Annotated in this window: 10 protein-coding genes; 2 read left to right on the top strand and 8 right to left on the bottom strand. The window is 44.9% G+C overall.

The genetic code is table 11. The features are described from left to right. Positions 1 to 82: 82 nt before the first annotated feature. On the top strand, positions 83 to 1072 hold the full coding sequence (locus ABXJ76_RS07190; protein WP_432745557.1) for a serine/threonine protein kinase: 990 nt from the start codon (positions 83 to 85) through the stop codon (positions 1070 to 1072). A 47-nt stretch (positions 1073 to 1119) separates the two neighbouring features. On the opposite strand, the gene rnhB is transcribed toward ABXJ76_RS07190, so the two are convergent. From rnhB to efp, 7 genes are all read right to left on the bottom strand, one after another. Further along, positions 1120 to 1707 carry a ribonuclease HII gene (gene rnhB, locus ABXJ76_RS07185; RefSeq protein WP_432745555.1) on the bottom strand — a complete coding sequence of 196 codons (588 nt, stop codon included), beginning with the start codon at positions 1705 to 1707 and terminating at the stop codon, positions 1120 to 1122. 281 nt (positions 1708 to 1988) lie between these two features. Then, positions 1989 to 2759, bottom strand: a complete 771-nt coding sequence (gene lpxA, locus ABXJ76_RS07180; RefSeq protein WP_432745553.1) for an acyl-ACP--UDP-N-acetylglucosamine O-acyltransferase — start codon at positions 2757 to 2759, stop codon at positions 1989 to 1991. 2 nt (positions 2760 to 2761) lie between these two features. Next, positions 2762 to 3205, bottom strand: a complete 444-nt coding sequence (gene fabZ / locus ABXJ76_RS07175) for a 3-hydroxyacyl-ACP dehydratase FabZ (protein ID WP_432745551.1) — start codon at positions 3203 to 3205, stop codon at positions 2762 to 2764. 117 nt (positions 3206 to 3322) lie between these two features. Next, positions 3323 to 3823, bottom strand: coding sequence for an OmpH family outer membrane protein (locus ABXJ76_RS07170; RefSeq protein WP_432745549.1), 501 nt, complete (start codon positions 3821 to 3823; stop codon positions 3323 to 3325). A gap of 103 nt (positions 3824 to 3926) precedes the next feature. Beyond that, positions 3927 to 6233 carry an outer membrane protein assembly factor BamA gene (gene bamA / locus ABXJ76_RS07165; RefSeq protein ID WP_432745547.1) on the bottom strand — a complete coding sequence of 769 codons (2307 nt, stop codon included), beginning with the start codon at positions 6231 to 6233 and terminating at the stop codon, positions 3927 to 3929. A 695-nt stretch (positions 6234 to 6928) separates the two neighbouring features. Then, on the bottom strand, positions 6929 to 7849 hold the full coding sequence (epmA, locus tag ABXJ76_RS07160; RefSeq protein ID WP_432745545.1) for an EF-P lysine aminoacylase EpmA: 921 nt from the start codon (positions 7847 to 7849) through the stop codon (positions 6929 to 6931). A 56-nt stretch (positions 7850 to 7905) separates the two neighbouring features. Then, positions 7906 to 8475 carry an elongation factor P gene (efp, locus tag ABXJ76_RS07155; protein ID WP_432745543.1) on the bottom strand — a complete coding sequence of 190 codons (570 nt, stop codon included), beginning with the start codon at positions 8473 to 8475 and terminating at the stop codon, positions 7906 to 7908. Between the two features lie 82 nt (positions 8476 to 8557). Here efp and epmB point away from each other — a divergent pair, with 82 nt between their 5' ends. Continuing rightward, entirely contained in the window at positions 8558 to 9568 is a 1011-nt protein-coding gene (gene epmB / locus ABXJ76_RS07150; protein WP_432745541.1) for an EF-P beta-lysylation protein EpmB, read from the top strand. Between the two features lie 203 nt (positions 9569 to 9771). Here the strand turns inward: epmB and ABXJ76_RS07145 are convergent, their stop codons facing one another. Further along, a complete protein-coding gene (locus tag ABXJ76_RS07145) occupies positions 9772 to 12351 on the bottom strand; it encodes an SPOR domain-containing protein (protein ID WP_432745539.1) in 2580 nt (859 codons plus the stop codon). Between the last annotated feature and the right edge of the window lie 28 nt (positions 12352 to 12379).

Raw genomic sequence — 12379 nt, 5'->3', positions numbered from 1 at the left:
CCCAACCAAGCCCTAATCCTTATCCTTATCCCGAACTCAGGTTAATTAAGCCATAACTGAATTCAGCGCTACAATAGCAACCATGAATACTAATCTCACTCCATTTTCAGCACTCACTCCCGATATTATGTTGAACGCGCTCGACAGTATCGGCCTGCATAGCGACGGCCGACTGCTGGCGCTCAATAGCTATGAAAATCGCGTCTATCAGGTCGGCATGGCGGATGCCTCCTTTATTGTAACCAAGTTCTACCGACCCGAGCGCTGGACGACTGCCGCCATTCTTGAAGAGCATGCTTTCATTCAGGAATTATTCGACGCTGAAATCCCTGTGGTACCGGCGATTCCCTTTGGCAAAAATCAAACCTTAATCCACGCCGATGGCTTCCGCTTTTCGGTATTTCCCAGGCAAGGCGGCCGCGTGCCGGAACTTGAGGGGCGCGACAAGCTCGAATGGATGGGACGATTTATCGCGCGCATTCATGCTGTCGGCGCGCTAAAGCCTTTTAAGGAGCGTCCGACACTTGACATTACCGGTTTTGGCGACAACCCCAGAGCTTTTCTGCTGGCAAATAACTTCATCCCCGCCGATCTTATCGAGGCTTACCGCAGTGTCTCTGAACACGCTCTGGATGGCGTAAGACGTTGCTTTGAACGCGCCGGTGAGGTCAAAAATATTCGCCTGCACGGCGATTGTTATCCCGGCAATATTTTATGGACAGATGACGGCCCGCATTTTGTTGATTTCGATGACAGCCGAATGGGCCCGGCAATACAGGATTTGTGGATGCTGCTCTCAGGAGATCGCGCCGACATGACTATCCAATTAAACCATCTGCTGTCCGGTTACCGGACTTTTTATGATTTCGATACCCGGGAACTGCATCTGATTGAAGCGCTGCGTACCTTGCGTCTGATTCATTATTCTGCCTGGATTGCACGGCGCTGGGATGATCCCGCGTTCCCTATGGCGTTTCCGTGGTTTGATACCCCGCGTTATTGGCAGGATCGAATTATTGAGCTGCGCGAACAGATCGCGTTAATGAATGAAGGGCCGCTTGAGTTGGGTTAACGCGATTGATGCGCTTCACGTTGTTCAGCACATCCTACGCACTCGGTTTAAAGCTTACCCTGCCGCATCAGCAGGGTTCTTACCGGATTGAATGTTTTTCTATGCACAGCTAAAAAGCCGAATTGCTCGATTTCGGCCAGATGCTGTTTGGTGCCGTAGCCCTTATGCAGATGAAACGCAAAATCTGGGTAGTTTTGATGATAATCAACCATCAACTTATCCCGTTCAACTTTTGCCAATATTGAGGCTGCGCTGATCGCCTGCACTTTGCTATCGCCTTTAACGATGGCCTGGGCAGGCATCGACAATTTAGGAAGACGGTTACCGTCCACTAAAACCTCATCCGGCTGGATAGGCAAGCCGTTTACCGCTCTTTGCATTGCCAGCAGCGTGGCTTGCAGGATATTGAGTTCATCGATCTCTTCAACACTGGCCTCCGCAATTGACCAGCTTAAGGCTGCTTCCTTGATGAGGATATACAGACTATCGCGCTTGCTTGCGCTTAGTACTTTAGAATCAGCCAATCCGACTATCGGCCTCAAGGGATCTAAGATAACGGCTGCGGCAAAGACCGGACCTGCAAGCGGACCGCGTCCAGCTTCATCAACGCCGGCAATAATAATCTCGTCATCCATACTAACTTCCACTCCTAAAACAGCGATTAACCCACGAAAACTCTTTAAGCTGGATTATAGGGCCACTAGCCGTAACCGGCTTCCGCTTTAAGCTCATAGGTATCTACACACTTTTTTATCGCGCTGAAGCTAATTATAGTTGAATGTTGTGGGCTCGAATTTATTCGCGCCCACAATATAAACATAATGGCAGTGATTCAACAGAAAATGGAGCTTGGCTTGCAACCTAATTATTACTCAATAGCCTCAGTTGTCCCGGTTTAAATGGGTAGCCCGATCAGCTATCGTAATATGCCACGATTCACATTGCGCAAAAAACTGACCATATCAGACAATTCTTTACTTTCACCGGCCAAATCTTCCATTTGGTCAATCGCATCTTCCAGACGCAGGTTGGTCTTGTAAATGATCTTGTAGGCTTTTCTGATTAACCTGATGTCTTCAGGAGAGATGCCGTTACGCTCCATACCGACTGAATTGATGCCATGCGGACGGGTAGGCTTACCGCCGACCATAACAAAGGGGGGAATGTCCTGAGTAATCGCGCTGCCCATCGCGGCAAAGCTGTACTGGCCGATTTGGGTGAACTGATGCACCAGGGTGAACCCACCCAAAATAGCATGACTATGTAAATGCACATGCCCGGCCAATGAGGCTCCATTGGCCATAATGACGTGGTTGCCGATGATGCAATCATGTGCCACATGAGTATATGCCATAAACAGGTTGTCATTGCCTATCTTAGTAAGACTGCGATCCTGCTTAGTCCCCCGGTGCATGGAAGTATATTCGCGTATCGTATTTCTATCGCCAATTTCCAGCCGAGTTATCTCAGCTGCATATTTTTTGTCTTGGGGATCTTCGCCGATAGAGGTGAATTGATAAATACGATTTTGTTGGCCTATGGTGGTAGGTCCCTTAATAACAACATGCGAACCTATTACCGTACCGGCACCGATTTTTACTCCGGGACCTATAACCGAAAAAGGGCCAACCGATACATCATCGGCTAACTCCGCTTCACTATCAATTATCGCTGTCGGATCAATCAAAACTAATTTACCACCGCTGCACATCTGATTTCCGCACTCGCAACAAATTCACCATCAACTTCTGCACGGCATTCAAATGCCCAGATATTGCGCTTACTTTTAACGAATCTTGCTTCCAGCATTAATTGATCACCGGGTACAACGGGTCTTTTAAATTTTGCCTTATCAATACCGGTTAAGTAATAAATCATCCCGGCTAATTCATCGCCGGCTGTTTCTGATGCAAGCAATCCCGTAGATTGCGCCAGAGCTTCCAAAATCAGTACGCCCGGCATAATGGGTTTTTGTGGAAAATGCCCTTGAAAAAACGGTTCGTTATAAGTAACGTTTTTTACTCCCAGTAGTCTAACGCCAGGTTCACACTCAATAACCTTATCAACCAATAAAAAAGGGTAACGATGTGGTAAGAATTCTTGTATTTGTAAAATATCTAGCTTAACGGACATATCTGAGGATGCTTCTCTAAAAAGTTGATGACTATGCAATTAAAAAACGGTAACTAACTAACCGGATCAAAATAGCGTTATTTTATTTTCTTTCCTAAATAAAAAACCCGTGTGTAATTATTCCGGCATGGTTGACAACTTTTGTTGAACTTGAGTCGTCACGTCAATTTTATCACTGGCATAAATAACGCCGTCCGTCAGTAACAAATCAAAGTTTTGATCTTTGGCTATTTCCCGAATAGCTTCAACAATACGGCGCTGTAACTTACCCAATTCTTGATTACGACGAACATTAAAATCTTCGCTAAACTCTTGCTGGGCTCTTTTTGCGTCTCTTTTCTTATTTAAAATATCTTTTTCCAGATTGACTCGTGCTGATTCACCCATCACAGCTGCATCTTTAGCCATTCTTTCATCCATGCTTTGGATTTCTTTTTGCTGGGCAACTAATTGCTTATCTCGCGGTGAAAATTCTTTTTCCAAGCGTTTTTTGGCTTTTTCTGCCTGCGGGGCTTTCTCAAGAACAGAGGGTATATTAACAAAGCCAATTTTTAAATCAGCATAGCTCACATTAGCAGCGAGCAATAATCCTAAAAACAAAACAATTTTTGATTTCATTGTTAAACAGGCCTCTGATTAAATTAAAAAAATAATAATAAAATATATGACTATTTCGCCAAATTATAAACGTAGGGACTACCGGCCGGTAACCCTACTTCTGCTAGAAGTTTTGGCCGAAGTTGAATTGGAACATCTGTTTTTGGTCCCCTGTTGCAACACCAAGATCTGACGTTCCAGCTGACTCAGCATTTAACGGTAATGCGGCACTAACGGATAAAGCGCCGAAAGGCGACAACCATTCACCGGAAACCCCGACAGAATATTTCATGTTGTCGACTTTAAAGCCATCGTTAATTGCTCCAGCGTCCAGAAAGGTACCTAACCTGACTGATTTTGTCTCCGGCATAAAAGGTACCGGGAAAAACATTTCGGCATTGCCGATAATTTTACTGGAGCCGCCAAACGGATAACCATTGGATTCTCTCGGACCCACGGTATTATTCCTAAAGCCGCGTATGGATCCGGTACCGCCCCCGAAATAATTCTCAAAGAAAGGCAAGCTATCCGTCTTTCCGTAACCATCGCCATAGGCCGCTTCAGCTTGCAGTCTGAACGTAAAATCTTTAGCCAACGGTAAATAAAGCTGATGTTTATAAGCGATTTTATAATATTCCAGGTCACTGCCAGGGACTGTGCCCAACGCAGAAAACCGCTGTTGCCCACCTTTATTAGGGAAGATTGCCCGATTAAGGGTGTCATGAGTCCAACCCACTGACGGCGCCAGTGTCAGATAGGTATCGCCTTCCTTATTAATAAAATCTTGAATTTGTGTGGATGAAAAATTAGTGGTACTCAGCTCAGTATGTTTTGCATCAATATCAAAGCGTAAGCTGTCGAATTCATTCAGGGGAATGCCGAAATTTATTCCCGCATTCATCACATTGGTTGAATAATTGGCAATGTTCACTTGACCGGCATTGCGTTTGGTATAACCCAAATTATAGCCCTGACTGACACCGTCTACGGTGAAATAAGGATTAAAAAAACCAAACTGATAACTGGTCGCATAACTACTGTTATTAAAGGCAACATTGACCCGTTTGCCAGAACCAAACACGTTATCCTGAGCAATATTGGCGTTTAACACTATCCCTTGGACTTGAGAAAAGCCTACACCTGCCGACAAGTTGCCGGAGGGCTTTTCTACTACCGAATAATTAACATCAATCTGATCGGCAGTGCCTGTAACCGGAGGTGTTTCAACATTCACCTCTTCAAAGTAGCCCAAACGTTCAAGCCGGGTTTTTGACCGTTCAATTTTTGAACTCGAAGCCCAACTGGATTCCATCTGCCGCATTTCGCGGCGCAGTACTTCATCACGGGTTTTGCTATTACCTTTCATGTTAATGCGTCTGACATAAACACGTTTTCCCGGATCGACAAAAAAGGTCATATCAACGGTTTTTTGGGCTTCGTTGATTTCCGGTATCATGTTGACGTTGGCAAAAGCGTAGCCGTCATCACCCAGACGCTCAGAAATGGCTTTAGAAGTTTCGGTAGCGTTTTTTCTGGAAAAAATCTCGCCAGGACCGACTTTTACCAGCTTAATAAGCTCTTCAGGCGCAACCACCAAATTACCGGCTAATTTGACCTTTTCCAACTTATAAACATCACCTTCTTTGACATTAATGGTGACGTAAATATCTTTTTTATCCGGGGTAATGGCTACCTGCGTGGATTCAATGTTAAAGTTAATATAACCGCGATCCAGGTAATAGGAGCGCAAGGTTTCTAAGTCTCCCGACAACTTTTGCTTGGAATATTGGTCGTCTTTGGTGTAAAACGACAGCAAATTAGAGGTATTCAACTCCAGATTGCGCAACAGCGTTTTATCATCAAAAACGTTATTGCCAACAATGTTGATCTGTTTGATCTTTGCTACTCGACCCTCAGAAATTTTGATATGAATACCCACCCGATTCCGAGTGAGATTGGATACATCCGTCGTTATATTTAAACCGTATTTACCATGACTGAAATATTGCCGACTGAGTTCCTGCTCGACTTTATCCAGAACCTGCTGGTCAAATACCTTGCCTTCAGCCAAACCAATTTTCTTTAAAGCTTTGGTCAAGTCGTCTTTACTCAGATCTTTATTGCCTTCAAAAATGATTTTTGCAATCGAGGGTCGCTCTACCACATTAACAATCAGCGTTGAACCTTCTCTTTCCAGAGAAATGTCCTTAAAAAAACCGGTTTTGAATAGCGCCTTGATTGCTGGAGCGACATTATCCAGGGAAAACTTTTCACCCACATTAATAGGGAGATAATTATAAACAGTACCTACAGAGATGCGCTGAAGCCCTTTGACTTGAATATCTTCCACAAGAAATCCTTCATCACTTTTAACCACTTGAGAAACAAGTACAAACAGCAATAATAAGCAAGAAAAAATATTTAATTTCATGTGGAATTCTAAAAATAAAAGTAACTACTTAGCCGCTAGCAAAGTAGAACACAGATGCCAAAAGTAGACGACACGAATTTGGCTGGCAAGGACTGATAACATCAAGCTTTTTTCATAAAGATGACAGAAAAATCATTAAGGTATTTTATTGACATCCTCCCCCACCTGAAGGAAGGAGATTCCTGATGTAACTTCAGGAGCAGGCATATATCGCTATTACCTGCTGGTTTCTGCTGCTGGCGACATTGTTGCATCGCTCACTTCACAGACTAGCCCCGTCAGCCCGACGGTTGTTTTGTACTTTTTAAGCGCTTATTCAAGACCTCACACTGGTTGCTTGGTTTTCGCTGAAAGTGAATTTGAAGTCTTTTTTAAAACTAAGTTGCCGTCATGGAACGAGCCGATAGCGTCCTCTGGTAGCAACAGGTCCATTTTAACACTATGGAAAGATTTAATACTATGAGAAATACGAAGCTGGGCCGCTTACATCCCCACCCTGAACGGCGGGGTTTTACGCTACTCGTGGATAAAGGTATATTACGAACTTGACTTCGGCTTATTAGTCAGCCTTTTAAACCCGTCTAATCCATGCTCTTATCAGTTAGTTAGCATCTGCTGATGCAGTTACCAATAAAACAATATAGGGCAATCTTGAAAAACTGCCGAATTATATCACAGTAAAAATTTAAACGAACTTAAGCCCGACGAATAGGGAAACTAAGCACCTCATCGAGGGAGGCGCTATTCGACAATAGTGCCAATAAACGGTCCAGGCCTATAGCCATACCAGAGCATTCCGGCAATCCCGATTCCAAAGCCGCAATAAGGCGTTGGTCTTTAACGATAACAGGTAATTTTTGTTGTTTCCGGATAGCCAGTTCTTGGTCAAATCGCCTGCTTTGTTCTTTAGCATCTGTCAGCTCATAATAGCCATTGCCAAGCTCAACGCCATTAATAAACAATTCAACGCGATCAGCGATCTGTGCATTACCTTCGTTGATTCTTGCTAATGACGACTGGCAAGCGGGATAACCGTAAACCATACACAACGCATTTTCACCCAAATGCGGCTGAACCTTGTGACTGAATATAAAATCCAGCCACACCGCATGATCGTGTCCGCAAATATCCACCGCTTCAGGTATTTGGCTTTTCCTGGCAAAAACGCAGTAGTCCTGATAAGAAAATATCAGGGGATCTAAACCGGTATACGAAACAAATATACTCTGATAACTGACTCTTTGAGTTTCCTGTAACGACTGTTCTTTAAACAGACCCGCAAACAGCTCGGTGATTTCATCCATTAACTGCGGCAAGGTAAAGCCAACCCGATACCATTCCAGCATCGTAAACTCAGGATTATGAAAACGCCCTGACTCTCCGTTTCTGAATGCCTTGCCTATCTGATAGATACAACCGCTGCCGGCTGCGAGCAGCCGTTTCATCGCAAACTCAGGGGATGTCTGCAAAAACAGGGTTTGCCGCTGCGGTGACAAACAGTACTCAGTGGTAAAAAATTCCAACTGAGGATCTGTCCCAATACTGTGACTGAGCAGCGGCGTCTCCACTTCCAGCACCGATCGCTCAGCAAAAAACTGACGCAGTTCGGCTAGCATCTGCGCTCTTAAACGCATCAGCTCTATAGCGCATGACGGCCGCCAGTCAGCTAACACTATTCTTTTACGCGGGAAACGTATTCGCCGGTACGGGTATCGACCTTAATCACTTCACCAATTTGCACAAACAAGGGCACCCTGACCACCGCCCCAGTCTCCAAGGTTGCGGGTTTGCCGCCTCCGCCTGAAGTATCGCCACGCACGCCCGGATCGGTTTCAGTAATTGCCAAATCGACAAAGTTAGGCGGCGAGATCGCAAGAGGCGAATCATTCCATAAGGTTACCGTACAGGAATCCTGATCTTTCAACCACTTACCCGCATCACCGACAACTTTTTGATCAGTCTGATACTGCTCAAAAGTATCCGGCACCATAAAATGCCAGAATTGACCGTCGTTATAAAGATACTGCATCTCAGCATCAACCACATCAGCGCCTTCAATTGACTCACCCGATTTAAAGGTTCTTTCAATAACCCGGCCGGTTTTCAAATTCCTGATTTTTACCCGGCTAAAAGCTTGACCCTTTCCCGGTTTGACAAATTCATTTTCAATAATCGCACAGGGATCGTTATCTAACATAACCTTTAACCCGGCTTTAAACTCATTAGTGCTGTAAGTGGCCATTTTATCCTCAAAGATGACAAACAATATAAAACTCAGCCATTATAATAGAGCCAACAACCGATAGAAACTTTAATAAGCCCTCATGCCCGAACCACAGCTCGAAATTCAACACTTTACTAAAAACTGGCAACAACAACTTGCCGAAGCTTTTAACAACATTGAAGACCTCTGCCGTTATTTACAGTTATCGCCGGATGACTTGCCGGTTTCAGTTGCGGCAACTGAAAACTTCGCTTTACGCGTTCCGCTAAGCTTTGCAGCCTGCATGGAAAAAGGCAATCCGCATGATCCTTTATTACGCCAAGTATTACCTATCAAGGAAGAACTGTTTGCCTATCCCGGTTTTAACCATGATCCGGTCGGCGATCTTGCGGCAGCCGCCCAGACCGGTGTTTTGCACAAATACTATGGCCGGGTTTTGCTTATCAATACCGGCAGCTGCGCCATCAACTGCCGGTATTGTTTCCGGCGCAATTTTCCGTACGCTGATTTACAACTCAGCAAGCAAAAGGAAGAGGCCGCCGTCCAATATATTCAGGCAGATGACAGTATCTCGGAAGTTATTTTAAGCGGCGGCGACCCCTTGCTGCTCAGCGATGCACGGCTAAGCCGACTCATTCAGCAATTGAACGCTATCAAACATGTAAAACGTATCAGAATACACAGCCGACTGCCTATCGTTCTGCCTGCCCGCATAACCGGTGAGTTCATTAATACCCTGACCGAAAGCCCCAAACAAATTGTTATTGTCGTCCACTGCAACCATGCCAATGAAATCAGTGACCGCGTCATTGCCGCCTGTAACTTGCTGAAAACTAGCGGCATCACCGTATTCAATCAATCGGTGCTGTTAAAAGGCATAAATGATAATGCCGAAGTGCTATGTGAATTGAGCGAACGATTGTTCAGCCACGGCATCATCCCCTATTATTTGCATTTATTAGACAAAGCCACCGGCACAGGACATTTTGAGGTTTCTGAACAACAAGCCTTAATACTTATCCGGCAAGTTCAAGCCACCCTGCCCGGCTATCTGGTGCCAAAGCTGGTCAAAGAACAAGCAGGGGCCACATCAAAACTGTCTATTTTATAGCTTAGGATCGTGCATGATTTAACTTGAGCAAGTTAAGCAGTCACTTCCCCTTTGTAAGCATAGGTATCTATACCACTTTACTCCACAATAAAAACAATGAGTTGCAGTGACGCCAAGCGCCCTCTCCTGTTGAAGAGGGTTGCAGCGAGAAGAAAGAAACGGGGACTGGTGTAGATAGCTATGTTCCTAAGCGGGCATTAACCTTAGTTATCACTCACCCAAACTGAATCCAAATTAAGCGATTTTTTGAGTTTAGCCGTATTTGAAAGCGCGTCTGCTTTACTTTTAAAACCTCCAACTCGGAGCCGGTACATAGTTACATTCTTTTCACGCACAGGCACTACTTCGCTAAAAACACCTAGGCGCGCAAATTCAGCCGCCTTGCTTCTGGCAAACCACTCCTGCTTGAATGCGATCAAATTCACGCCCCATTCTCCATAGGCCTGTTGCTTTATGGCTTGCCTGGCATCAGGTTTACTAACAGGTTTTGCTGCATATGCAGGTTTAGCCGTTACCATTTTTGGCTTAACTTTCTCTTTGGCAAGCACCACTTCAGGCTTAGTTTCTACTTTAGCAGGCAAAACTTCAGGTATTACGGCTACTTTAGCAGGAGCGGTTTCATGTATAGCCTTCTCTTTGATCTGCCCATGCTCATTCGTAACTCCATCTTTCGCCTGACCATGCTCATTCGTAACTCCATCTTTCGCCGGCCCATGCTCCTGTGTATTACCTTCTTTAACCGGTGCAGGCTCCACTTCGACCTTAGCCGGCTCAACATCGAGTGGAGCTAAAGATACCTTTTCTTCTAAATCGCCAATTTTGACCTGCAGCATGTCCAGCGCCTTGCTGACTCTATCCTGTTTTTCCGTAATATCAGGTACCTTGGTAGTTAATAAATCAACGGGGAACTGGGGATTCCCTTTCAGCTCGGTTATAAAGCTATAAACCTGCTGATTCAACTGCACCACAGAATTCACCATAGCGTTAATTTCTGCATTAGGATTGTTTGCAACAATTTTTGCCAAATCCGCCTCAAGAGCTGAAACATCTTCAGTTAATTTTGAAACTTCAGTTTTAGCACTATAGGTCATCACGCCCAATCCTGCGGCTGCACTTAACGCAACAACACCGAACCCCAACGCCACATAACCGAAAAGCTTCGCTTTTTTAACTTTATTTTCCGCATCTTCCAGCTGTTTTTTAATGTCTTCCCGTTCAAATCCAAATGGACTCATTTGGACATCTTCAGTGTCATCTACAATCGTGTCGACTGTTTGTTTCGGCTTGGCTTCGACAACTGCTTCATTACCGCTTGGTTGCAGCTCCGACTCAAAAGCCTGCATAGCTACATCTTCATTTAAGAAGTCACTGTCACCAAAGGCATCTGCAAACTCATCTTCTTGAATGCCTGCATCGCTGCCTATCTCGGAAATATCCATATCGGCAGTAATATCAAAGTCAGGCAACAGAAAATCATCTTCTTCATCTGATGAATTATCAGTGTCCGCTTCCATCTCCTTAGAAAAATCATCGCTGACCTCATCCAATTGGAAAAAGTTATCAATTTTATTCAAGTCAGAATCGTCACCCATCGCATCTTTTTTTCCTGCCGTTGGTTCTAATGCATCCTCGGAATCAAAACCGGCATCAGCCAAGAGATTGGCAAAGCCATTTTCATCGTCCTGAATCATGTCCGATGTGTCAAAATCGTCGCCATAGCCGACAAAATCATCCACCTCACCCGGCAGAGCGACAACTTCATCAACTGCTTCCGTTTTTTCGTCTACTTGCGCTAACACGTCTGCGGCATCTAAACCGACATCCGGGATCAAGTCATCCTTGTCAGCGGCTAGCGGTTCATCATTGGGCGCAATCACATCTGCTGAAGCCTCAACTTCGGCATCCTGAATCAGATCCGATTCATCAAAATCAACACCGGAAAAATCATCCACTTCATCCGACAGGGCAGTAACATCACCAGGAAACTCCGTTTTTTCGTCTGCTTGCGCTAACAGGTCTGCGGCATCTAAACCGACATCCGGGAGCAAGTCATCCTTGTCAGCGGCTAGCGGTTCATCATTGGGCGCAATCACATCTGCTGAAGTCTCAACTTCGTCATCCTGAATCAGGTCCGATTCATCAAAATCAACACCGGAAAAATCATCCACTTCATCCGACAGGGCAGTAACATCGCCATCTGCTGAAGGAATTATGTCCGCATCCATAAAATCACTAAAGTCTGAAAAATTATCCGGCGCATCAACAGCGAAACCCTCCGAAGCCGATGCGCCAAGCTCATCATCGACAACAGTAAACGGATTCTCCGCAACCCGTTCCAACTCTTCAAGAACACCCATATCTGAATACACCGGCGCGCCGTCAGCATCAAAATTCACACTCATCAGCAACCTGTCGAGCTCATCTTCGTCACCCTCCGAGTCATTTGACTGAGTAAAAGATGATCTCCGTAAAGCTTGTTCTGCCCGCTCGGCTTCTACCTCAGCGGCTTGTGGTGAATCCTGTCGATCTATTTTCGGCTCATTAAACTCAGCCCGAAAATCGTCAAAACTTAAAAAATCATCTAACTCATCAATATCCTTGTTCGCCTCTGTCGGTATTAACGTATTATCTACATCAAAGTCGGCATTCATCAGCAATCTATCAATAGTATCTTCGTCGTCCTGAGACTCATTCATCGGGAGAAAAGATGCATCCGCCTCGTCCAACATAGCATCAAGATTATCGCGCTTTTCATTTATTTTTTTATCTGTTGGATCAGTCATATTCAGGCTCAGCAATGTGTTGTAAGAT

The organism is Methylobacter arcticus (assembly GCF_050917435.1).
Taxonomy (GTDB): Bacteria; Pseudomonadota; Gammaproteobacteria; order Methylococcales; family Methylomonadaceae; genus Methylobacter_A; species Methylobacter_A titanis.
Note: the sequence above shows the minus strand (reverse complement) of the source record. Positions and strands in the feature narration are given on the sequence as shown.